This is a genomic window from Acidobacteriota bacterium (assembly GCA_018268895.1).
In the GTDB taxonomy this organism is placed as follows: domain Bacteria; phylum Acidobacteriota; class Terriglobia; order Terriglobales; family Acidobacteriaceae; genus Edaphobacter.
The window spans coordinates 818,684-840,046 of record JAFDVP010000001.1 but is presented as its reverse complement, the minus strand read 5'-3'; the positions used below and the strand labels follow the sequence as shown (position 1 = coordinate 840,046).

The window sequence follows — 21,363 nt, the reverse complement described above, 5'->3', positions numbered from 1 at the left end:
TCCTTGGATCGCAAAATTAAAGCTTACCGGATGTAAGCGTGCTTTAGCTCTTGAAGGTCTCCGCGGTTCCCTCTTCCAGCGAGGTGAACGGCGCGGTGTACCCTGCGGCACGCAGCCCGGCGATGTCTGCCTGGGTGAAGTGCTGGTAGCGGTTCTTGAGGTCGCCGGGGAACGGGATGTACTCGATCTTGCCGGGGCCGTGGACCTTCATCAGCGCCTCGGCCACTGCCTTGAAGGTGCGGGCCTCGCCGGTTCCGGCATTGACGACGGCGTGGACGTTCTTCGGGGCGTGTTCGCCGGGAAGCAGGCCAGCAAAGAACAGGTTGATGCGTGCGAGGTCGTTGACGTAGACGAAGTCGCGGCGCTGTTCTCCATTGGCGTATCCGCCGGAGCCTTCAAACATCGAGATGGTGCCGGTCTCCTTGAGCTGCTTGGTGAAGTGGTGCAGCACACTGGCCATGCGTCCCTTATGTTGCTCGCGCGGACCGTAGACATTGAAGTAACGCAGACCTACGACGGTGCTCTTCATCTCGGGTATCAGGCGGCGGACGTAGTTGTCGAAGACCAGCTTGGAGTAACCGTAAACATTGAGCGGCCGCTCGTTGGCGGGGACCTCGGTGAAGCTGGTGCTTGCGCCGTACGTCGCCGCCGTGGAGGCATAGACGAACGGAATCTTGTGCTCGAGGGCAAAGTGCAGCAGCTCCTTCGAGTAGGTGAAGTTGTTGTCCATCATGTAGCGGCCATCGTCTTCGAGCGTGTTGGAACACGCCCCCTGATGCAGGATGGCGCGGACCTTGGCACCCTCGAAGTCGCCACACTTCACCGCAGCGCGGAACTCGCGCTTGTCCATGTAGTCGGCGTACTGCGCGCCCGCGAGGTTGAGGAACTTCGGCCCGCTGAGGTTCGGCGCTGGGGCGAGGTTGTCGACGACGAGGATGTTCTTCTCGCCGATGGCGTTCAACTGATGGACGAGGTTGCTGCCAATGAACCCTGCTCCGCCGGTAACGATGATCACTTCGCCTTCTCCTCGGTTGCCGCCAGTTTTTTGACGATGTTGGTGGTTGAGAACCCTTCGACCGTGGGCACGATCTCGACGCGGCCTCCGTAGGCGAGCACATCTTCGTGCCCGACGACGGTCTCGATGGTGTAGTCGCCGCCTTTGACGAGGACGTTGGGCTTGAGGGCGCGAATCAGTTCGAGCGGGGTGTCCTCCTCAAAGAGCACGACGGCGTCGACGGCGGCAAGCGCGGCCATCACGCGGGCGCGTTCACGCTCGCCAACGATGGGCCGCGTTGGCCCTTTGAGGCGGCAGACGGAAGAGTCGGCGTTGAGGCCGAGGACGAGCTTGGTGCCGAAGCGGCGGCAGTCTTCAAGCAGCGTAATGTGGCCGACGTGGAGGAGATCGAAGCAGCCGTTGGTGAAGACGATCGTCTCGCCCGAGGCGCGCCACTCGGCGACACGGCGCGAGATGCGCTCGAGGTCGAGGATCTTCTCGCCAGCGGTAAGGCCGGTCGAGGGAGTCAACTCGGCGATCAACTCATGCTGTGCGATGGGCACCGTTCCCATCTTGCCGACGACAATGCCGGCGGCGAGATTGGCAAGGTCGACGGCGGTTTCGACCTGGAGGCCACCAGCAAGTGCGGCGGCGAGTGTAGCGATGACGGTATCTCCAGCGCCGGAGACGTCGAAGACCTCGCGGGCGCGAGCCGGCGAATGGAAGCGGCGCTCAGGCCAGAGGACGCTGATTCCCTTCTCGCTCATGGTGACGGTGAGGAAGCCGAGATCGTGTTCGGCGACCTGTCGCTGGCCTGCATCCAGCAGAGCTTCGGTCTGGTGCGATGGGATACCGGTAGCAAGGGCGAGTTCGCCGAGATTGGGGCAGACGCTGGTTGCGCCGGAGTATTTGCCGAAGTCCGGCGATTTGGGATCGGCCAGCACGGGAATATCTTTTGCCTTCGCGGCACGGATAGCAGCCTCGCAGACAGCCCGCGAGAGCGCTCCCTTCGCGTAGTCGGAGAGGATGACCGCGTGAACTTTGTCGACCAGGCTGGTGACGCGCTCGATGAGCCGGTTCATCTCGTCTTCGGGTGGAGTGTCGCGGCTCTCGATATCGAGCCGAAGAAGCTGCTGCTGACGGCCGACGATGCGGGTCTTGGAGATGGTAGGAAGCGAGCTTGTAACGACGCCTACGGTATCCACGCCGGCGCGTTCGAGCATCGACTTCAACTCAGCCTGCTCGCTATCGTCTCCCCAGAAACCGGCCAGAATGGCATGGCAGCCGAGGCCGGCGAGGTTCATGGCGACGTTGGCCGCGCCGCCCGCACGCTCGTAGCGCGTGGCGTGGCGAAGGACAGGAACCGGGGCCTCTGGTGAGATCCGCTCGACCTCGCCGTGAATGTAGCGGTCGAGCATAATATCGCCGACAACAAGGACCCTGAGGCTGGAGAAGCCTCCTTCGAGGAGGTTCAGAATGGAGTGCAATTCGGGTAGCATGCCGCGGGGAGTCGCTCCTTCGACTTCTATCATCGCATCCCTCATGATTCATGGTTACAGCAAAGGTGACGCTTTGGTGTCACCCGAGAATAGCTCGCACTTCGGCAACAACTTCATCGACGGTAATCGAGGTGAGACAACGTTTGCGCTCGACGATACAGGTCTCGAGGCCGCAGCCCCAGCACTCGGTCTTGTGATAGAGCACGCGATGCCGATTCCCATATGGGAACCAGACGCGCGGTTTGTTGCGGGCCGCAAAGATCGCCACGCAGGGCGTCTGCACGGCCGCGGCGAGGTGCATGGGGCCGCTGTCGTGTCCGATGAAGATACGCGCGCGACGAAAGGCGGCGGCGCTCTCGCGCGGGGTGAGCCTGCCGCAGAGATTGACCACGGGTCCGCCGCCGGACTGGCGCCAGCCATCGCCTGCGAACTCGCTGGCCTCGCTCTCCTCCGGCGCTCCGCTGAGCGCGAGACCGTAGCCGGGATGCAAGACGGCAAGCTGCGCGAGGAGTGCGCGCCAGTTGTCGCGGCCCCAGTCCTTGGACTGCACCTTGGTCCCGACGCTAACGGCAATCAGTGGCATCTCACGCAGCGGGCCGAGTGCGGCATCGGCTCTGGCCTTCTCCTCCTCTGTAAGGTGGAGGTCCCAGCTTGCGGGGTCGTTGAGCCGTGCGTCGCCGAGCAATGCGATGTTGCGGGCGAGCCGCTCGGCTTCGGGCTCCAGGGCCTGGGCCTCCTGCTGCCAGCGGTTCTGCTGCATGTCTTCCGTGACGGGCACACCGATGAGCTGGCGTATACCGCAGAGCCGGAAGAAGCGCGCATCCCGCTGCGCGGATTCCACTCCTCGCGAAGAGCCGAGGTAGACGAGAACATCGGGACGCCAGCGGCGGATGGTCCACCAGAGCTTTGCAAGTTCGAGCACGCTGCGCGTCCCTACGGCATAACGAATGAAGCCGTGGACGAGTCCAGTGTGGTCGAGGATGGCGGCCGCGGGCGGAGCTTTGACGCTGACGGGAACATTCGTCAACATGCGCCGCTCGGCATTGGGGAAGGCGCGTGCGACCAGGTGGAGCGCAGGCAGCGCGATCAGCGTATCGCCCAGGCTGCCCAGCCTGTAGATCAGGACTCGTTTTGCCGGTGGAACAGCGGCCGCAGTCATCTTGGGGAGTGATTCGGTCGTCATGGCCTGTTCATAGTCTGCTTGCTCGGAGGCAATCGAGCAATATCCATGGCGCAAACTGGTAAAGTCATCGATGGAGTTACGAAACTTGTACAACATGCTGGACGCATCCGCCATCACCCAGTTGCACGGCCAGACGACCGCGGAGTGGCACAGCCCGCGCAGCGTAGAGCCCCTCATCGTCCGCGAGGGCGGAACGGCAAACCTGAACGAGCTGGTGCGCGCCCAGCACCGCGCGAACTTCGACCTGTGGCATGAGGAGGACAAAGCCCGCGATCCTCGCGCGACAGATGCCGCGATTGCGACCGTGAAACGCGCTATCGACCGGCTTAACCAGAGACGCAACGACTTGGTAGAGCAGATCGACGGCCTGCTGCTGGCAGAGTTCCAGCAGGTCTTCGCAGGGCACCCGGACGCGCCGTTGCACTCGGAGACGCCGGGCCTGATGATCGACCGGCTCTCGATCCTCGCGCTGAAGATCTACCACACGGCGGAAGAGGCGGGACGCGCGGGCGCCTCCGAAGAACATCGCGAGAAGAACCGGGCGCGACTGTTGCTGCTCCAGGAGCAGCGTGACGATCTGGCAGGGGCGCTTGGTGTCCTGAATGAGGAGATGGCTTCAGGTAGAAGGCGGTTCAAACTCTACCGGCAGATGAAGATGTACAACGATCCGGAGCTGAACCCTGTAATCTACAAATACCGGACATGAGGCTGACTCGTTCGTGGAGTTGACCTCAGGCCCGTCTCTGCGTATAAATCCGAGACTGAAGCAATCAAGAAAATCGGTTGGCCGCGACCAAACGGCTAGCTCAGGAGTGCGCCCGGTACGGGCGAAAAAAGAAATTGACCATGGCACAGACAGCAAAGACCGCAACTGCTCCCAAACGCTCCCCCCGCACCATCGCCGGTGCGGTCTCCCCAGCAGACGATCCAGCCCGGGCCCATGTTCTTTCAAATTACGAAGCCGCGATCCGGCTGATGCAGGAAGGCAGGTTCGACAAGGCGCGCACGGCGTTCGAGAAGCTGCTGCATACCGGCGCGGGCGACCTTGCCGAGCGCGTTCGTATGTATATGAGCGCGTGCGAAGCGCAGGCATCGAAGACCAAAACGGCCTTCTCGAACTCTGAGGAGCGCTATGACTATGCCGTCTCGCTGCTGAACGACGGAAACTACGAGGATGCCCGCGAACACTTCCAGGGAATCCTGAAGCAGGACGAGAACGCCGACTACGCCTTCTACGGGCTGGCGGTGCTGTCGTCGATGACCGGCGACTCGCAGACCTGCCTTGAACATCTGACCGAGGCCATCCGCCGCAACCCGCGCAACCGCATCCAGGCGCGCGCGGATTCGGACTTTCAGGACATGGCCGACGATCCTCGCTTCACCGAGCTGCTCTACCCCGAGGTCTAGCTTCGAGCAAGCTTCAGCAGCTAACATCTGGTATTTCTTTCACAACGCTCGATCCAGTTACCATGGATCGAGCGTTGTCTTTTGCGAGGTGTCTTTGTTGTATTCGAACCCAACCGGGGGCCCTGAAAGGGCGTTGCGCGTCGTCGCAATCGGCGGCGGCACGGGCCTGTCGACGCTGCTGCGCGGGCTGAAGCAGTTTGTCCCGGTCAATGAGCGGCGCCGGACTCCGAGGGAGAGTTCTACGCCCCGCATCGGCCCCACGTCCATGATCGGCGACCTGTCAGCGGTCGTAACCGTCACGGACGACGGCGGCTCTTCGGGAAGGCTGCGCGACGACCTAAATATCCTTCCCCCCGGCGACATCCGCAACTGCATGGTCGCTCTGTCTGAGGACGAGCACCTGCTTTCGCGGCTGTTCAAGTATCGCTTCGACCAGGGAGAGCTTGAGGGGCACAACTTCGGCAACCTGTTTGTGGCGGCGATGTCGGGCGTAACCGGCGACTTTACCCAGGCGGTCCAGATGTCGTCGCAGATTCTGGCCACGCGCGGGAGGATCTTCCCGGCAACCACGGCGAACGTCACGCTGGCAGCGCGTATGGAAGACGGCTCGATCGTCGAGGGCGAGACGAACATTACCCGGAGCAAGAAGACCATCGCTGAGCTGACGCTGGAGCCTTCGGGCGCCGATCCTCTTCCCGAGACTCTGGAGGCCATCGCCAACGCCGACCTCATCACGCTCGGGCCGGGATCGCTGTACACATCGCTGATCACGAACCTGCTGGTGCGGGGCATCCCGGAGGCGATTGCGGCGTCGAAGGCAACGCGGGTCTTCGTCTGCAACCTGATGACGCAGGCCAACGAGTCTCTGGGGCTGACCGCATCGGAGCACGTCGAAAAGACGCTGAAACATGCAGGCGGACGAAAGCTCTTCGACTATGCGTTGATCAATACGGCTCCGATCTCAGAGGAGCTGCATGCGAAGTATGCGCGCGAGGGACAGGAGCCTCTGGTGAACGATCTGGAGCGGGTGCGGGCGCTGGGCGTGGAACCGATTACGGGTAACTTTCTTCACGAAGGGGATGTACTGCGGCATGACCATGACCGCGTGGCCCAGGTACTGCTTTCTATCTGCATGACCTCAACGGGCTCCATGCCGGTTCACTAGGCGCCACCGCTATTGCCAATGAACAACCATCCCCCTTCAAATGTGTCTTCTGCCATCTCTGGAATCAAGGGAGATCCGATCCGCAGACGGCTGCAAACTGCTGAGATTTTGAGCAGCCTCTCATCGGTTTCTCAGGAGCGAGAGAGCTGGATCCTGCGGTTTGGACATGGACGCGCCCTGCTGCTCCTGACGTTAGCCAGTACTCTTGGCTCCATTCTCGTCACGCTGGCGCTCGCGTGGTTGTTTGGGCTTACCGGCAGTGGGTATCTTTACTCCGGACTTATCGGCGCCATTGTCCCCCTGATTATGGTGCCTCTCACCATGTCGCGGATTATCCGGCTGACGGTAGAGCTGGGCAAGGCACGGGCCAAGCTGCATTACATGGCTACCCATGACTCGCTGACCACGGTATACAACCGCTCGTATTTCATGTCCCGCTTCGAGGCAGAGAGACAGAGAGCGCAGGAGATCAAGGCTCCGCTGTCGATCATGATGATCGATGTCGATGGGTTCAAATCGATCAACGACTGCTATGGGCATATCGGTGGAGACATTGCGCTTGAGGCTATCGCCCGGGCTATACGAACTCCACTGCGTCGAGAGGACATCCTCGCGAGGTATGGCGGAGAAGAGTTCATCGTTCTCCTACCGGAGACCGCTCTCGATGAGGCGTGTGAGATCGCAGAGCATATCCGATGTTCGGTCGCCACGACGCCGGTCGCAATCCAGGAGGAAGCGATCGCCGTCACAGTAAGCATTGGGCTCAGCAGCGTCGAGCAGGGGTTTGCTCATATGATCGACAGGGCCGATGCTGCCCTCTATGAGGCGAAGCGCGGTGGGCGCAATCGCTGTGCCTGCTAGAGTCTTAGGCATGGAACAACCTGCTCTCGAAGGAAGAGATGTAAAGCTTGAGCCGCTAAGGCGTGAGCATCTCCCTGAGCTGGAGAAGATCGCTTTCGACGAGCGCATCTGGCGATATATGACGACGTGCGTTGAGACGCGGAATGATCTGGAGGCGTGGCTGGCTGCGGCGCTGAAGGCAAAGCTTGCTCCCCTGCCCCAGATGCCGTGGGTGACGGTTCTCAAAGAGAACGGCCGTGTGGTGGGGTCGACACGGTTCATCGATCTGGACCTGACGAACAAGACCGTCGAGATCGGCCATACGTGGATCACGCCGGAGCTGCATCAGAGGGGCGTGAACCCGGAGGCGAAGCTGCTACAGCTTGAATACGCGTTCGACACGCTTGGTCTGAATCGCGTGGCATTGAAGACGCACCACGAGAACCTGCAATCGCAGGCTGCGATGAAGAAGCTGGGAGCGGTGTACGAGGGGACGTTTCGCAACCACTACGTGATGCCGGATGGGTCACTGCGACACAGCGTGTGGTTCTCGATTACGAAGGAAGAGTGGCCGCTGGTGAGAACTCGGCTTACCAGCCGCCTCAATACTTCGATATGACTAGAACCGCTCATCTCAAGGCTATGCGATCACGTTAGCTTGAATTCAGCGCGCGTCTGAGGAAGATTCAGCAGAACTACCCAGAGAAAACTCACTACAAGGACGACTAACGCAAGTCCGACTCCGAAACCCGATTCGGAGCGCGAATATTCGTCAGTTGGATGTGTTGCTGACCACAGACACACCAAGCCCAGACCGCCAACGAAAAATCCTTGGACTAAGGAAGAAAACCGCGCTCTTTGAGATCTTCTGATCAATCCAACCCCGGCTGAAAAGCACAGCAGCGAAACAAATGCTGCAGCTAAAAATAAGAGGACGGACAAGATAGCCTCACCAAAATGTCTGCGAGCTAGCGATGCGAAAAATGCACTCACTCCATAGAGACTCCACAGAGCAAACAGAACACCAATGAAAAACTCCAGGGTGGTGACTAAACCAATCGAAAGGCGAGCCATTACACTATCCTCTAAATCGTCGCTGAATCGATCATGATAAGCTGCGGTTCTTCGCTAACCGTGCGTTTGAGCTGGCCGCAGGCGGCGTAGATGTCGCGGCCTCGGGGGCGGCGGATGTAGGTGGGCATGCCGCCTTCGATGAGCAGCTTCTGGAAGACGGTTACATCCTCAGGTTTGGGCTGCGTGTAGGCGATGCCGGGGCCGGGGTTCCAGACGATGAGGTTGACCTTGGCGCGCATGTCCTTGAGCAGGTCGAGGACCTCGCGCGCGTGCTGGGGCTGGTCGTTGACGCCGCCGAGGAGGACGTACTCGAAGGTGACCCACTCGCGCTTGCCCAGCGGGATGGTGCCGACGGCTTCGAGAAGCTGGGCGATCTTCCATTTGCGCGTGATGGGCATCACCTGCTCGCGGACGGTGTCGTTGGAGGCATTGAGGCTGAGGGCGAGCTTGGGACGCAGGGGTTCGAGGGCAAAGCGGCGGATGGCTGGCTCGATGCCGGAGGTGGAGACGGTCATGCGCGATTCGGGGATGCCGATGTGCCTGGCGAGGATTTCCACACTTCGGATGAACTCGTCGTAGTTCAGGAAGGGCTCGCCCATGCCCATAAAGACGAGGTTGATGCGGTCCTTGCCGATCTTGACGCCGTGGCGGTTGAGGACAGCGGCGACCTGGCCGGCGATCTCGCCGCCGGTGAGGTTGCGCTTGATGCCGAGCTTGGCCGTGAGGCAGAACTGGCAGTTGACAGCGCATCCGACCTGCGAGGAGATGCAGATGGTCGCCCGGCGATAGCCGTTCTGCTCGAGCGCGCCCAGGTTTCTGAGGTCGCGGCGTGGCGACGTGGCGAATTCGGAGCGGTTGCCCTCGAGGCCTTCGGCGGCCTCCTCTTCGGCTGAGGCATCGCTGCCGTCGCCGCGCTCGCCGCCGTCGCCGTCGGGCATCCAGACCGTCTCGACGGTCTCGCCATCTGCCAGGCGGACGAGGTAGCGTTCGGTTCCGTCGACGGAGCGGGCGGTCTGGACGAGTTCTGGCAGACCGAGGGTGTATCCGGCGGCTGAAAGCTCTTCCCGCAGGGCTGTGGGCAGGACGGTGATCTCGTCGATGGAGCTAACGCGCTGTTTATAAATGGCTTCCACGATCTGCGTGGCGCGGTAGGGCTTCTGGCCGATGCTCCCCATCAGCGCCTTCAGCTCGCCGGGGAGCATCCCGAAGAGGGCCTTCGATCTGGGCGCGGCGGCCGATTCCGGCGCCAGCGATTCGTCTTTTATTTTGTGCCACATACGCGCCTAAACTTCACCCATATCCTTGCCTGTCTGTAGTTTACCCCCTTTGGGCGGCCTATGAAAGAATAGACCTATGGCAGCAAGCACCCTGATCGAAGATATACGCATTACCCCCCGTGTCTCACGCAACATCTGCAAGTCTGTTTTGGATAACGGCCTGATCGTTTTGACCGAAAGCATCCCCCATCTCCGCAGCGTCTCGATGGGCGCGTGGGTGGGTTCGGGGTCGCGCGATGAGGCGGCCGAGATCAACGGCATCTCCCATTTTGTAGAGCACATGGTGTTCAAGGGGACGACGGCGCGCTCGGCACGCCAGATCGCCCGCGAGGTGGACACGATCGGCGGCAACCTGGACGCCTTCACCGGCAAGGAGACCGTCTGCTTCAACATCAAGGCGCTCGACGAGCACACCAACGAGGCACTCGATGTGCTATCGGACCTGGTGCTGCATCCGACCTTCGCCCCCGACGAGCTGGCTCGCGAGAAGGGCGTGATCCTGGAAGAGATCAAGATGGACGAGGACAACCCGGACTACCTGGTGAGCGAGATCTTCACCCAGAACTTCTGGAAAGGCGACGCGCTAGGGCGGCCGATCCTCGGGACGAAGAAGACGGTGTCGGCCTTCGACCAGGAGACGGTCTTCAAGTTCTACCGCGAGGCGTTTACGCCGCGGAACATTGTATTTTCGGCCGCAGGCAATCTGGAGCACGAGAGCTTCGTCGCCGAGGTGGAGAAGAAGTTCGCTGGCCTGGCGCCCAGCGCCAGCACTCCCTTCCCCCGGCGCGAGGCCCCGGTTGCGATGCCGCACATTACGCTCAAGCGCAAGAAGTCGCTGGAGCAGGTGCAGCTCTGCCTGGGAGTTCCGGCCCCGGCCGTGAACCACCCTGACCGCTACGGCGTTTATCTGCTGAATGCGATGCTGGGCGGCGGCATGAGCTCGCGGCTCTTCCAGTCGATCCGCGAGGACCGCGGGCTGGCCTACTCGATCTACTCGGAGATGAGCCCCTACCGCGATACAGGGGCGTTGATCATCTCGGCCGGCGTGGCCGTGGACAAGACGCGCGAGACGCTTGCGCTCACCATGGCCGAGCTGCGGCGTCTGAAGCAGGAGACAGTCGGCGACGCCGAGCTGAAGCGGGCAAAGGACCAGCTGAAGAGCAATATCGTTCTGGGACTCGAGAGCTCGTCGAGCCGCATGGCGAACCTTGCACGGCAGCAGATGTACTACGGCCGCTTCTTCGGCGTAGAGGAGATCACGCGCGAGATCGAGGCAGTCACCCCGGACGACGTGAAGAGGCTGGCGAACGAGCTCTTCCGCACCGAGGCGATGGCCCTGACTCTGCTTGGTAACCTTGGCGAGATGAAGGTCGAGCGCGAAGACCTCGCCTGCTGATAAAGTCTGGAGTTGGACGTCAGAGATGAACGAGGCGAGGTTGATGATGGATCGGCAGAGCACAGGCGAGAAGTTGCAACGGGAGATGGCTGGGCACGAAGAAGGTTTTACTCTCATCGAGCTTCTGATCGTTATGTCGGTCATGCTGATTATCATGACTCTCGCCGTTCCCCAGTTGCTGAAACTGACCAAACAGTCGCATGAGCTCTCTGCGGTGCAGTCGGTTCGCACCATCGTTCAGGCACAGCTATCTTACAACTCAATGTATCCAGCGAATGGGTTCTCGTGTTCGCTGGCACAGCTTGGCGGCGATCCAAAGTCTGGTGCGCCTTCAGCCCAGGCCGCGCAACTGATCCCAATGGATGTCGCCTCAGGGAACAAGGCTGGATATACCTTCGCGATCACCAACTGCAACAAGGTGACGGTGAACAACCAGGACATGTACACCTCCTACGAGGTCACCGCCGTTCCGACGTCGGTGGGCAAGTCGGGCGACCGTGGCTTCTGCTCGGACGAGAACAACCGCATCACCTTTGACCCGGCCGGGGGAACGAACTGCACCCAGCCCATTCAGTAATGCGATCCTTCCTGCGGCATGGCGTTCTGTTGCTGGCATCCGCGCTGGCGCTGCCGGTTTTCGTGCGTGCACAGGATGCCGACACTTTGCTGCGCAAGGTCGACGACCACTACAACCGGCTCTCGTCACTGCGGGCGCACTACACCGAGCGCTATGCCGGAATGGGGATCGACCGCACAGAGTCTGGAACGCTGCTGCTGAAGAAGCCGGGCCGCATGCGGTGGAGCTACGACCAGCCCGCGGGTAAGGTCTTTGTGCTCGACGGCAAGTTTGCGTGGTTCTACACGCCGGGCGACGACCAGGCACAGCGCATTCCCGCAAAGCAGTTGGACGACCTGCGCAGCCCGCTGCGGTTTTTGCTGGGCCATACGCAGTTGAAGAAAGAGCTTGGCAGCTTAACCGTGACCCAGGACTCCCTCGGCATCCACATCGCAGGAGTGCCGGTGGGGATGGAGCAGCGGATCAAAGCACTGACGCTCGATGTGACGGCGGCCGGCGCGATTCAGCATATGAAGATGGAAGAGTTGGATGGCGCGACGACGGAGTTCACCTTCACGCAGGTCGAGGAGAATGTGCCGACCCGCGAGGCTGACTTTACCTTCACGGCTCCGGCGGGCGTTCAGGTTGTCAGTGGACTGCCACCGATCTAGGCGGTATGACAACTTATTGTGCGATCTTGTGATTCCAAGATGCGCGATCTCTTCGAGACCCTCCACATGAAGTGTCATCCTGAGCGTAGTTTTGCCGCGCTTTTGCGGGCAAAACGGAGTCGAAGGATCTGCGTTTTGCCCGATGCCGATAAAGATATTGCCTGCATAAGCAAGCCGCAGATCCTTCGACTCGCTACGCTCGCTCAGGATGACACCTCTGGGAAAATCGAGCCGATCCAGTCGAAATGGAATCATGAGATTTTAACCTGCTGCACGTATTGATCGTGGTTCAAACGACCTGATCTGACGATAGGTTTCGCGCAGCCCGGTTGATAAAATCAGTTACTAGCAGAAGTCCTGAACAGCGCAGCCATGAGCGCCATGCGCGGAAAAGTCGAGTTCCTCTTGAGCAATACACTCAGCATTCGATCGCTTAGTACCGAAGAGTTTCACGCAGCAGTCAGCTCCCTGTCGCCGAAGGTCGCCGTCTTCGACTGCGACGGTACGCTTTGGTCGGGCGACGCCGGCTCAACGTTCATGAAGTGGACGATCGAGACGGGGCTGGTCTCGCGCGAGGCCGCCGACTGGATGGACGCCCGCTATCGCGCCTACCATCGCGGCGAGGTCTCGGAGATCGCCATCTGCGGCGAGATGGTGCAGATCTACCAGGGACTGCGCGAGGACGAGTTGCGCAAGGCAGCACGCGACTTCTTCGCCTCGAAGATCGAGCGCAATATCTTTCCCGAGATGCTGGAGCTTGTCGAGAACCTTCGCGCCAGCGGAGCGGACATCTGGGCGGTGAGCTCGACGAACGACTGGGTCATCGAAGAGGGGGTCCGCCGCTTCGGAATCCCTGCCGATCGAGTGCTTGCCGCTCGCGTGGAGTCGAAGAACGGCGTGGTGACCGATACCCTTCTGGACGTTCCCACGGACGAGGGCAAGGTTGTCTCGCTGAAACGGGTTGGGATCGCCTCGCCGGACGCAGTGTTTGGCAATTCGATCCACGATGCGGCGATGCTGACGATTGCAAAACGCGCATTTCCGGTGAATCCGACGACCGGCCTGCTCGACCGTTGCGTGCAGGAGAACTGGCCTGTTTACTATCCTGCCTCCGTCACACCCGCCTGACTGAAGTTGAAAATATGAATAATTGCGCGTTGGAGTCTAAACTGTAGTCCTGTGACTTCGACGATTCGCAAACTGAAGCTCCCCCCCGGAACGACCATGCCAAGGCCGGTAAGGTTCGTCGTGGCCGCGTTGATCCTGCGCCAGGGCGCGGAGGGAACCGAGGTGCTGATCTGCCAGCGCAAGCCCGACCAGCCGATGAGCCTGAAGTGGGAGTTCCCCGGCGGCAAGATCGAGTCCGGCGAGACGTCGGAGGCGGCGCTGATCCGTGAGCTAAACGAAGAGCTTGGGATCAATGCCACTCTGGGCAAGAGCGTCGCGCGGGTTCGGCATCGCTACCGCAACGGCGGGGTGATCGACCTCGAGTTCTTCACGGTGACGGAGTTCAGCGGAGAGATCGAGAACCGCATCTTCAACGATGTGCGCTGGGCCCCGCTCCCCACACTGACGGGGTACGACTTTCTCGCGGCAGACCATGGACTGATCCAGGACCTGTCTGACGGCAAGATCCTTTAGACATCTCGAAATGCCGGCCAAGTAGAAAAGCCTTGGGACAATTTAGGCACGACGAGCGAACAGCATATCTCTCCGCTCCGGCCGGGATGGCGATTTCATGACGACTCATTCAGGAATAGAACACGCCTTCAGCCGTGGATGCTGTTCCACATCAGCACCAGCGACAGCGCGATGACGATGATCGCCGTCAGCCATGCGACGACATTGAACCAGCGCGAGTTTGTATACTCGCCCATCAGCTCGTACCGGTTGATGAGCCGGAGCATGAAGATCAGCACCACGGGGAGAAGCACCCCGTTGAGCACCTGTGAGCCGATGATGACCTTGATCAGAGGGAAGTTCGGGATCAGTACGGCTGCTGCTCCCAGCGAGAGCAGCAGCGTATAGAACCAGTAGAAGAACCGCGCCTCACCAAAGCTCTTGTCGAGCCCGCTCTCGAGCCCCAGGCCCTCGCAGACGGTATATGCCGTCGAGAGCGGAAGAATGCAGGCGGCGAACAACGAGGCGTTGAAGAGTCCCCCGGCGAAGAGGATGAAGGCATACTGGCCGGCGAGAGGCTTCATCGCTTCGGCGGCGTCGGACGCCTCGGCGATGTTGCGCACGCCGTGCGTAAAGAGCGTGGCCGCACAGGCGACAATGATGAACCAGGCCACGACGTCGGTAAAGATGGAGCCGACGATGACGTCGAGCCGGGAGTGCTTGTACTCCTTGATGCTGATTCCCTTTTCGACGATGGACGATTGCAGGTAGAACTGCATCCATGGCGTGATCGTGGTGCCGATGACGCCGATTGTCATGTAGACGTAGTTCCTGTCACTCCAGACGGCGCGTTCGGGCAATTTGACGGTCTGGACGAGGGCTGTGTGCCAGTTGGGACCACTGAGGACGCCAGCCAGAATGTACGCAATATAGACCGAGCTGGCGACGAGGAAGACCTTTTCGACGCTCTTGTAGTCGCCCTTCACGATGAGTATCCAGACGATGAAGGCGCAGACCGGAACGCTGATGTATTTGCTGAGGTGAAAGAGCTGCATGGAGCCGGCGATTCCCGCGAACTCCGCCATGACGTTGCCGAAGTTGACGATGACCAGCAGGATCATGATGACGAAGGTGATGCGGAGGCCGAACTCCTCGCGGATGAGATCGCTGAGGCCCTTGCCTGTGACAACGCCCATGCGCGCGCACATCTCCTGCACGACGATGAGGGCGAGAGTGATGGGGATGATGGTCCAGAGAAGCGCGTAGCCGTACTGCGCTCCCGCCTGCGAGTAGGTGAGGATGCCGCCGGAGTCGTTGTCAACGTTGGCGGTGATGAAGCCAGGGCCAAGCACGGCGAGAAAGAGGAGCAACCGCGTCCGCCATCTTCGCCACAGTGTCATGCGTTCCCCGCGCTCCAGGAGTAGAGGCCAGTGTTATGGCGTGGCCCCGTCAAAAGCCAGCCCTTGGTTGTGAGATGAACCGGAGTCGTACTGCCCCCGCTCCAGAATAACGTGCTTTTGCGTTTTACTTGTTTGCGTTGCGCTTGTGAAGGATGGATTCTGCGCGCAGGATGATGAGGCTTACCTGGCGGTCGTTGTGGTAACCGTCGCGCTGTCCGCGAGCGTGTCCAGCAGCAGCGATCCGTGTGCGGGCTGCTTCGTCGGGCAGGTAGCGGCGAATCTTCAGCGCCAACTCTTCATACCCGGTGAAGAAGACTGCCTCCTCGTCCTCTTTGAAGCGAGCCATATGACCGGGGGAGCGCTCGGCGAGCAGGAAGCCGCCACAGCCTGCTATCTCGAAGCTCTTATGGACGAACTCGTCCTGATTGGAGTGGGTAATGAAGCTGAGATTGATTTTGGAGCGCCAGATGGCCTCACGGTACTGCTCTAGAAAGAGTTCGCCTTCACGATAGAGTGCCTTAAAGGCATCTGGCGAGAGAGCGCGTTGCCAGACATGCCGGCCACCCGAAATCACTGTCCCAAATTCAGATGAGAGCCGCGTGAGCGTCTCAGCTCGATCATCATACGGTGTTCCGATAAAGGAAACCTCGCGGTTACGGTCCTTGTCAGACCAGTCCTCAGTCGGCGGAAAATGAATGGTGGGCTCGTAGGCGGTTTGAATTTTAATCACGTCGCGGGCGCCACGGGCCATGTAGTCCTGAATGTTCTTGTCGCGCTGTACGACATGGAGATCGTAGTGCGGAATGCCTTTCATGTAGAGTCGCCATCCGGGGTCCTGGCGCGAACCGAAGGGATTGTCGATCATGTAGCTGACCGTAACGATGCCTAGTTCGCGCAGGCGGTCCAGAGTACGCGGACGCATCCAAAGCAGTTTATCGGCCCAAAGCACATCGGGGCGCTCACGCTCTGCGGCGGCGATCAGGTCGAGATTGAAGCGATCGACCTGCGGCCCCATTGCGATTCGATGGACAATCTTTCGAACAAGCTTGTTCGACGATTCATACGGAAAGAAATTGAACGCCACGACCTTGTGGCCAAGCCGCTCCAACGCCCATAAGCGATAGAGCGACGAGTCGTTCGGGGAGAGGCCCGCTGCGTAGAGGATCTTCATTCCTCTTCGATTATCCGATGAGAGCTGCTGGAACAGGAAGGCATCAATTGGCCGCGCGTAGCAGCGCAATCACCTGTTCCGCGTGGACGACTCCGATCAGCTTCTTTTCCGCGTCGATGACGGGAAGCGAGCGGAGGTTGTACTTGTCGAAGAGTTCAGCAACCTTGCGGCCAGCCGTATCGACGTGGCAGGTGACCAGATGGCCACGGGGGAGATCGGCCAGTGGAGTTTCAGTTCCGGCAAGCAGTATCCGCACAATGGGGATGAGACCGCTGAGATGGCCCTCTTCGCCGACCAGGTAGATATCGGTGATCATCTCGATGTCGCCCTCAAAGGAGAGCAACGCGGCATGAACGTCGGCTACGCGGGACTCCGTCGACAGAGCGATGTACTCGGTCGTCATGCGGCCGGCGGCGGAGTCCTGCGAAAACTCCAGCAGTTCCTCAACCTCCTGGCGCTCCTCCGGGTCCATCTCCTCGAGGATGGCCTCGGACTTCTCGTCGGAAAGCTCGGCGAGAAGGTCGGCGGCGGCGCCAGGGTCCATCTCCTCGACGATGCCTGCCACGTGCTCCGAATCGAGCGCCTGGATCAGCGATTTTTGCAGCTTCGGCTCAACCTCTTCCAGGGTCTCGGCAGCGATCTCTTCGTCCAGACTTTCAAAGAGGGCCTGACGCTCCGGCGGTGCAAGGTCTTCGAGAATATCGGCGAGGTCGGAGGGGTGCATCTGCGCGAGGTGGTCCTGGCCAACCTTCAGGCGAACACGGCGGGCTGGGTCGATCAGATCGACGAAGTCCCACGGGATGACGCTGGCCCTGGTGCGCGCGGCTATCCGGTCGACGGCAGAAGATGGGAAGCCTTTGAGAATGCGGCGAACGGCGCCCCTCAAGCCGACCTCCACCTCTGCGATTCGCAGGGTCAGCTTTGCCGTATCCGAAGACTCTTCCCACTGAAGATTGACGTCGTTCACGCGGACAACTTTATGTCCGTTGACGTCGATGATCTGCTGGTCAAGCAGATCGCGTTCCAGAAGGACGAGCGAGCTGTCCTCTGGCGGCGGCTTCAGGGTTGCTCCTGGAAGAAGACGGAGGCCGTCGTCGACGAACTCGACCGATTCGATCGGCGCCATGCTTCCCTGCTCTTTCGACGTTGAGCGGGAGAGCCTGAGGATAAGGCCGAGGACGCGGCCCGAGTCCTCGGAAGGCACTACGGCAAACTCGCGGACACGCCCCAGCAGGCTACCCGCTGCATCGCGAACGGGAGCGCCGACCAGCGCTGAGACAGTCGTCGTTTTGAGGTTGCCGGTTTTGCTCATCTCTGGTCCCGCTCGCGCGAGATTACCAGACTTTACAGACTTTCGCCTTCACCATGGGTTGACCAACCTTGCACTTGAAGGCGGCGGCAAACTCCGGCAGGTTGGTGACGATGCCATTGATGCGCGCAAAGGCTGGCGAGTGAGGATCGGTTGCTGCCTGGAGCCGGCTGTTGGCTTCGCGGGTGTTCTCGCAGGCCCACTGGGCAAAGCCGATGAAGAAGCGCTGATCGGGCGTAAAGCCGTCGATGGGAGACAGGCGCTGGTTCTCGGTGGCCTTCTTCCATGCCATGTAGGCGATCAGGGTCCCGCCCAGGTCGGCGACGTCTTCGCCGCTGGTCAGTTTGGAGTTGATGTGAATGTCGTCGACGACGACGTACGTCGCGAACTGATCGCGGAGGCAGTTGATGCGGTCCTCAAACCCCTTGGCGTCTTCCTTCGTCCACCAGTCTTTGAGATTGCCCTGCGCGTCGAACTGGCGGCCTTCGTCGTCGAAGCCGTGGGTGAGTTCGTGGCCGATGGTCGAGCCGGTGTCGCCGTAGTTGGGTGCGTCGTCGGACTTCGAATCGTAGAGCGGCGACTGAAGCACGCCAGCCGGAAAGTTTATGTCGTTCATCTGCGGGTTGTAGTAGGCGTTGACGGTGGGCGGAGTCATGTCCCACTCGTTGCGATCGACAGGCTTACCGACCTTGGCCCAGTCGCGCGCCGCCTCAAAGTCGGCGGCACGAACTGAGTTACCAAAGAAGTCGCCTGCCTTGATGTCGAGCTTCGAGTAGTCGCGCCACTTGTCGGGATAACCGATCTTGTTGCGGACGGCGTGCAGCTTGCGGAGCGCCTCCTGCTTGGTGGCGGGGCTCATCCAGTCCAGATGTTCGATCTCAGTCTGCATGGCCTGTTCGATCTGGTCGGTCATCAGAACGGTCTTCTGCTTGGTTGCAGGGGAGAAAGTCCGTGCGACGAACTCCTGCCCGAGGGCTTCGCCGAGCGAGCGATCGACCTGCCGGACGCAGGTCTTCCATCGGGGAGGCTTCTGCTGCGTGCCGCGCAGGTAGCGGCTGTAGAAGTCGAACGACGCATCTTCAAAAGGAGACGAGAGCGACGTAGCCGCCGCAGTAAGAGCATGGAAGCGCAGGTACGCCTTCAAGTCGTCGAGAGGTTCAGTCGTGAGGGCGTGGTCGACGGCTTTCTGGAAGGCGGGCTGAGCGAGATTGAGCGTGGCGACGTTGGCGACTCCCTGCGCGCGCAGGTAGTCGGGCCAGTTGATTGCAGGACTCTGCTCCGCGAGCTGGGCGACGGTCATCTTGTGGTACTGCTTGTAGGGGTCGCGACGCTCGACGCGAGTGAGCGATGCCTTCGCCAGACCGGTCTCGATGCGCATGATGGCCGCTGCATCTCTCTGGGCCGCTGCTGCCGGTTCGCCTACGAGCGTAAGAATCTTCTCGACGTAGGCGATATAGGCTTTGCGGGTCTCTTCGCTCTTCGCATCGGTCTTCAAGTAGTAGTCGCGGTCAGGGAGGCCAAGACCGCCAGCAGCGATCTCGGCTATAACGGAGTTGGAGTCGCCGGGATCCTGCGTTGATCCGGAGTTGAAGAAGAAGCTGCCGCGCGTGCTGCGGTTGAGCGGGCCAAGATAGGCGATCAGCGACTTGCGGTCCGCCAGCTTATCGATGGCCGCAAGGGTGGGCTCGATCGACTCGGCCCCGAGCTTATCGATGGCGGCGGTGTCCATGCAGGCGGCGAAGTAATCGCCGACCTTCTGCTGGGTAGCGGTGCGGTTGGAGGCCCTGGCGTCGGCCTCGAGGATGCCCCAGAGAAACTGCATATTGTCGTTGGCGAGCTTCGAGTAGACATCCCAGCGGGGCTGGTCGGAGGGGATGGGATTGTTCTTCATCCATCCGCCGCAGGAGAACTTGTAGAAGTCGTTGCATGGGTCGACGGAGCGGTCGAGCGATGTAAGATCGAGCGATGGAGAATAGGGCATCGCTTCCAGCGGCTGAGGCGCTGGCGCAGGCTTCTGGCCAAAAGCTGTTACAGCAAGAAAAATAGACGCAGCGATGCACGCCAGGCAGTTCTTCATGTAGATTCCTCGTGAAGGCATATTAGCCCACCGCGCCGTCAACGCGGGGGTTATGTGACCGGTATTCAACCAAGCGTGACATCGACGTTCGAGAGGGGCAAACCTTGACATTCGCGACGAGCACAAGCACACTGCCATCATTGCCGTTGTCTGCTGTGGACGGCGGGCACTCGATGATTGCAAGGACAGCCTTGGCCGATACCACCGACAAGCCGCGCGCCAGTTTTACACTCGATTCCACCCTGGACAGTGTCAACAAGATCGAACAGACGGCGGAGCAGTACGCGCAGCGCGCAGGGTTCGACGAAGACACCATTCCCCACATAGCCATGGCGGTGCGGGAGGCGGCCGTGAACGCCGTTCTGCACGGCAACGCGTATGACGTGAACAAACACATCACCGCCTCGTTCGAGACAACGGCGGACGACCTGGTGATCCGCATCACCGACCAGGGACCGGGACTGGACCCAAGCACCCTGCCTGACCCGCTGGCCCCGGAAAACATCCTGCGCGGCTCCGGCAGAGGCATCTTTCTGATACGGGCCTTTATGGATGAGGTAAACTTTCGGCAGCTACACCCTGGCACCGAGCTGACATTGATTAAGCACCGCACACCCGCGCAGTCGGGGACCTAAGGAGAAGAAGCAATCATGAGCATGAAAGTATCTACCCGCCAAGTGGACGGCGTCACCATTCTCGACCTCAGCGGCCGCATTACGCTCGGCGAAGGCAGCGTCACAATTCGCGACGCAGTCCGCGACCTGCTTGCCAAGGGTCAAAGCAAGATCCTGCTCAACCTGGGAGACATCAGCTACATTGACAGCTCGGGTATCGGCGAACTGGTGAGCGCGTTCACCACGGTGAAGAACGCCGGCGGCGAGTTGAAGCTGCTGAACCTGACCAAGAAGGTCCAGGACCTGTTGCAGATCACCAAGCTGTACACCGTCTTCGACATCAAGGACGACGAGGCTTCGGCAATCTCCTCATTCAAATAGACGCCTGCTTCAAGACAAAAGAAGGGCCGTCGCTTGAACTGCGACGGCCTTTCTTCGTGCCAAGGTGCATTCGGCTTCTACATTATTTTGAGAAGTCGACCTTGGGCGCGACATTGTTCTCGGGGTTCCCCTTGAAGTACTCGTCACGGTAGTGGAAGCCTGCCATACCGGCCCAGATACTGTTGGGGAACTGCCGAACGTAGACATTGTAATCCTCAAGCACCTTGTTGTATCGCTGGCGCTCAACGGCAATACGGTTTTCCGTTCCAGCCAACTCATCGTTCAGGCGCATGAACTGCTCGTTGCTCCTCAGGTTGGGATACTGTTCCTGCAGGCGGAAAAACGGCCCCAGCGCGACATCGAGCTTACGATTGGCATCAATGTTAGCGGCGTGGTCGGTGCCTGCCGCCAGCACTCCTGCGCGGGCATTGGCGATGTTGGTCAACACGGTAGATTCTTCAGCGACATAGCCTTTGACCGAGGCCACAAGGTTCGGTATCAGGTCCAGCCTTCGCTGCTGAACGACGTTAACCTGCGAGAAAGCCTGGTTGATGGCCTCGTTCTTTTCGACCAGTGTGTTCCTGGTGCTGACGTAGCTGCCGCCTGCAAAAAGCAGCAGCAGGATGATGAGGCCGACGACACCCAGCACGATCCATAAAGGTTTCATGTTCTTTCGAGTCTTCCCTTCGTCTAAAGTTTCATTCAATTCGTTAGAAGGTCTACCGGCTG

At 60.3% G+C, this 21,363-nt stretch carries 22 protein-coding genes; 12 read left to right on the top strand and 10 right to left on the bottom strand.

What is annotated here, in order from left to right:
* Positions 1–43: 43 nt before the first annotated feature.
* From rfaD to JSS95_03665, 3 genes are all read right to left on the bottom strand, one after another.
* Positions 44–1,015, bottom strand: a complete 972-nt coding sequence (gene rfaD / locus JSS95_03675) for an ADP-glyceromanno-heptose 6-epimerase (protein MBS1798905.1) — start codon at positions 1,013–1,015, stop codon at positions 44–46.
* On the bottom strand, positions 1,012–2,493 hold the full coding sequence (hldE, locus tag JSS95_03670) for a bifunctional D-glycero-beta-D-manno-heptose-7-phosphate kinase/D-glycero-beta-D-manno-heptose 1-phosphate adenylyltransferase HldE (GenBank protein ID MBS1798904.1): 1,482 nt from the start codon (positions 2,491–2,493) through the stop codon (positions 1,012–1,014). Before hldE ends, rfaD begins: the two co-directional genes overlap by 4 nt.
* Before the next feature lie 79 nt (positions 2,494–2,572).
* The gene (locus JSS95_03665; protein MBS1798903.1) at positions 2,573–3,652 is read right to left on the bottom strand and encodes a glycosyltransferase family 9 protein; all 1,080 of its coding nucleotides are present in this window, start codon (positions 3,650–3,652) and stop codon (positions 2,573–2,575) included.
* Between the two features lie 118 nt (positions 3,653–3,770).
* Between JSS95_03665 and JSS95_03660 the strand changes: the two genes are divergently transcribed.
* The 5 genes from JSS95_03660 (at position 3,771) to JSS95_03640 (ending at position 7,707) form a co-directional block, all read left to right on the top strand.
* Positions 3,771–4,382, top strand: a complete 612-nt coding sequence (locus JSS95_03660) for a DUF4254 domain-containing protein (GenBank protein ID MBS1798902.1) — start codon at positions 3,771–3,773, stop codon at positions 4,380–4,382.
* A gap of 140 nt (positions 4,383–4,522) precedes the next feature.
* Positions 4,523–5,083, top strand: a complete 561-nt coding sequence (locus JSS95_03655) for a hypothetical protein (GenBank protein MBS1798901.1) — start codon at positions 4,523–4,525, stop codon at positions 5,081–5,083.
* A 133-nt stretch (positions 5,084–5,216) separates the two neighbouring features.
* The gene (locus JSS95_03650) at positions 5,217–6,248 is read left to right on the top strand and encodes a YvcK family protein (protein ID MBS1798900.1); all 1,032 of its coding nucleotides are present in this window, start codon (positions 5,217–5,219) and stop codon (positions 6,246–6,248) included.
* A gap of 108 nt (positions 6,249–6,356) precedes the next feature.
* Positions 6,357–7,109, top strand: a complete 753-nt coding sequence (locus JSS95_03645) for a GGDEF domain-containing protein (protein ID MBS1798899.1) — start codon at positions 6,357–6,359, stop codon at positions 7,107–7,109.
* Between the two features lie 10 nt (positions 7,110–7,119).
* Complete coding sequence (locus JSS95_03640; protein ID MBS1798898.1) at positions 7,120–7,707, top strand: GNAT family N-acetyltransferase; 588 nt, start codon at positions 7,120–7,122, stop codon at positions 7,705–7,707.
* A 29-nt stretch (positions 7,708–7,736) separates the two neighbouring features.
* Here JSS95_03640 and JSS95_03635 read toward each other — a convergent pair whose 3' ends face one another.
* On the bottom strand, positions 7,737–8,162 hold the full coding sequence (locus tag JSS95_03635; protein ID MBS1798897.1) for a hypothetical protein: 426 nt from the start codon (positions 8,160–8,162) through the stop codon (positions 7,737–7,739).
* A gap of 11 nt (positions 8,163–8,173) precedes the next feature.
* Positions 8,174–9,439, bottom strand: a complete 1,266-nt coding sequence (gene rlmN, locus JSS95_03630) for a 23S rRNA (adenine(2503)-C(2))-methyltransferase RlmN (protein ID MBS1798896.1) — start codon at positions 9,437–9,439, stop codon at positions 8,174–8,176.
* 76 nt (positions 9,440–9,515) lie between these two features.
* Between rlmN and JSS95_03625 the strand changes: the two genes are divergently transcribed.
* From JSS95_03625 to JSS95_03605, 5 genes are all read left to right on the top strand, one after another.
* Positions 9,516–10,835 carry an insulinase family protein gene (locus JSS95_03625; protein MBS1798895.1) on the top strand — a complete coding sequence of 440 codons (1,320 nt, stop codon included), beginning with the start codon at positions 9,516–9,518 and terminating at the stop codon, positions 10,833–10,835.
* Positions 10,836–10,881: 46 nt separating this feature from the next.
* Positions 10,882–11,412 carry a prepilin-type N-terminal cleavage/methylation domain-containing protein gene (locus JSS95_03620; GenBank protein MBS1798894.1) on the top strand — a complete coding sequence of 177 codons (531 nt, stop codon included), beginning with the start codon at positions 10,882–10,884 and terminating at the stop codon, positions 11,410–11,412.
* Complete coding sequence (gene lolA, locus JSS95_03615) at positions 11,412–12,062, top strand: outer membrane lipoprotein chaperone LolA (protein ID MBS1798893.1); 651 nt, start codon at positions 11,412–11,414, stop codon at positions 12,060–12,062. The genes JSS95_03620 and lolA overlap by 1 nt, the downstream gene beginning before the upstream one ends.
* A gap of 381 nt (positions 12,063–12,443) precedes the next feature.
* On the top strand, positions 12,444–13,190 hold the full coding sequence (locus JSS95_03610; GenBank protein ID MBS1798892.1) for an HAD-IB family phosphatase: 747 nt from the start codon (positions 12,444–12,446) through the stop codon (positions 13,188–13,190).
* A 96-nt stretch (positions 13,191–13,286) separates the two neighbouring features.
* Positions 13,287–13,703: a (deoxy)nucleoside triphosphate pyrophosphohydrolase gene (locus JSS95_03605; protein ID MBS1798891.1), complete on the top strand. Its 417-nt coding sequence runs from the start codon at positions 13,287–13,289 to the stop codon at positions 13,701–13,703.
* A 128-nt stretch (positions 13,704–13,831) separates the two neighbouring features.
* Here JSS95_03605 and JSS95_03600 read toward each other — a convergent pair whose 3' ends face one another.
* The 4 genes from JSS95_03600 to JSS95_03585 all read right to left on the bottom strand — a co-directional run bounded on the left by JSS95_03600 (position 13,832) and on the right by JSS95_03585 (position 19,639).
* Complete coding sequence (locus JSS95_03600; protein ID MBS1798890.1) at positions 13,832–15,082, bottom strand: Nramp family divalent metal transporter; 1,251 nt, start codon at positions 15,080–15,082, stop codon at positions 13,832–13,834.
* A gap of 124 nt (positions 15,083–15,206) precedes the next feature.
* Positions 15,207–16,253 carry a glycosyltransferase gene (locus JSS95_03595; GenBank protein MBS1798889.1) on the bottom strand — a complete coding sequence of 349 codons (1,047 nt, stop codon included), beginning with the start codon at positions 16,251–16,253 and terminating at the stop codon, positions 15,207–15,209.
* Between the two features lie 43 nt (positions 16,254–16,296).
* On the bottom strand, positions 16,297–17,565 hold the full coding sequence (locus JSS95_03590; protein ID MBS1798888.1) for a magnesium transporter: 1,269 nt from the start codon (positions 17,563–17,565) through the stop codon (positions 16,297–16,299).
* 22 nt (positions 17,566–17,587) lie between these two features.
* Positions 17,588–19,639: a M13 family metallopeptidase gene (locus tag JSS95_03585; GenBank protein MBS1798887.1), complete on the bottom strand. Its 2,052-nt coding sequence runs from the start codon at positions 19,637–19,639 to the stop codon at positions 17,588–17,590.
* A gap of 173 nt (positions 19,640–19,812) precedes the next feature.
* Here JSS95_03585 and JSS95_03580 point away from each other — a divergent pair, with 173 nt between their 5' ends.
* Together JSS95_03580 and JSS95_03575 are read left to right on the top strand one after the other, a co-directional pair.
* Positions 19,813–20,274: an ATP-binding protein gene (locus JSS95_03580; protein MBS1798886.1), complete on the top strand. Its 462-nt coding sequence runs from the start codon at positions 19,813–19,815 to the stop codon at positions 20,272–20,274.
* Between the two features lie 15 nt (positions 20,275–20,289).
* Positions 20,290–20,634, top strand: coding sequence for an STAS domain-containing protein (locus JSS95_03575; GenBank protein MBS1798885.1), 345 nt, complete (start codon positions 20,290–20,292; stop codon positions 20,632–20,634).
* Between the two features lie 82 nt (positions 20,635–20,716).
* Here JSS95_03575 and JSS95_03570 read toward each other — a convergent pair whose 3' ends face one another.
* Positions 20,717–21,301, bottom strand: coding sequence for a LemA family protein (locus tag JSS95_03570; protein ID MBS1798884.1), 585 nt, complete (start codon positions 21,299–21,301; stop codon positions 20,717–20,719).
* Positions 21,302–21,363: the final 62 nt, after the last annotated feature.

What these genes read in the sequence shown, in the direction of transcription:
- JSS95_03600 (MBS1798890.1), bottom strand. Translation starts at nt 15,082, where the DNA reads ATGACACTGTGGCGAAGATGGCGGACGCGGTTGCTCCTCTTTCTCGCC.
- JSS95_03605 (MBS1798891.1), top strand. Translation starts at nt 13,287, where the DNA reads ATGCCAAGGCCGGTAAGGTTCGTCGTGGCCGCGTTGATCCTGCGCCAG.
- JSS95_03590 (MBS1798888.1), bottom strand. Translation starts at nt 17,565, where the DNA reads ATGAGCAAAACCGGCAACCTCAAAACGACGACTGTCTCAGCGCTGGTC.
- JSS95_03665 (MBS1798903.1), bottom strand. Translation starts at nt 3,652, where the DNA reads ATGACTGCGGCCGCTGTTCCACCGGCAAAACGAGTCCTGATCTACAGG.
- JSS95_03660 (MBS1798902.1), top strand. Translation starts at nt 3,771, where the DNA reads ATGCTGGACGCATCCGCCATCACCCAGTTGCACGGCCAGACGACCGCG.
- JSS95_03595 (MBS1798889.1), bottom strand. Translation starts at nt 16,253, where the DNA reads ATGAAGATCCTCTACGCAGCGGGCCTCTCCCCGAACGACTCGTCGCTC.
- JSS95_03610 (MBS1798892.1), top strand. Translation starts at nt 12,444, where the DNA reads ATGCGCGGAAAAGTCGAGTTCCTCTTGAGCAATACACTCAGCATTCGA.
- JSS95_03585 (MBS1798887.1), bottom strand. Translation starts at nt 19,639, where the DNA reads ATGAAGAACTGCCTGGCGTGCATCGCTGCGTCTATTTTTCTTGCTGTA.
- JSS95_03620 (MBS1798894.1), top strand. Translation starts at nt 10,882, where the DNA reads ATGGATCGGCAGAGCACAGGCGAGAAGTTGCAACGGGAGATGGCTGGG.
- JSS95_03640 (MBS1798898.1), top strand. Translation starts at nt 7,120, where the DNA reads ATGGAACAACCTGCTCTCGAAGGAAGAGATGTAAAGCTTGAGCCGCTA.
- hldE (MBS1798904.1), bottom strand. Translation starts at nt 2,493, where the DNA reads ATGCTACCCGAATTGCACTCCATTCTGAACCTCCTCGAAGGAGGCTTC.
- lolA (MBS1798893.1), top strand. Translation starts at nt 11,412, where the DNA reads ATGCGATCCTTCCTGCGGCATGGCGTTCTGTTGCTGGCATCCGCGCTG.
- JSS95_03580 (MBS1798886.1), top strand. Translation starts at nt 19,813, where the DNA reads ATGATTGCAAGGACAGCCTTGGCCGATACCACCGACAAGCCGCGCGCC.
- JSS95_03635 (MBS1798897.1), bottom strand. Translation starts at nt 8,162, where the DNA reads ATGGCTCGCCTTTCGATTGGTTTAGTCACCACCCTGGAGTTTTTCATT.
- JSS95_03625 (MBS1798895.1), top strand. Translation starts at nt 9,516, where the DNA reads ATGGCAGCAAGCACCCTGATCGAAGATATACGCATTACCCCCCGTGTC.
- JSS95_03575 (MBS1798885.1), top strand. Translation starts at nt 20,290, where the DNA reads ATGAGCATGAAAGTATCTACCCGCCAAGTGGACGGCGTCACCATTCTC.
- JSS95_03570 (MBS1798884.1), bottom strand. Translation starts at nt 21,301, where the DNA reads ATGAAACCTTTATGGATCGTGCTGGGTGTCGTCGGCCTCATCATCCTG.
- JSS95_03655 (MBS1798901.1), top strand. Translation starts at nt 4,523, where the DNA reads ATGGCACAGACAGCAAAGACCGCAACTGCTCCCAAACGCTCCCCCCGC.
- rlmN (MBS1798896.1), bottom strand. Translation starts at nt 9,439, where the DNA reads ATGTGGCACAAAATAAAAGACGAATCGCTGGCGCCGGAATCGGCCGCC.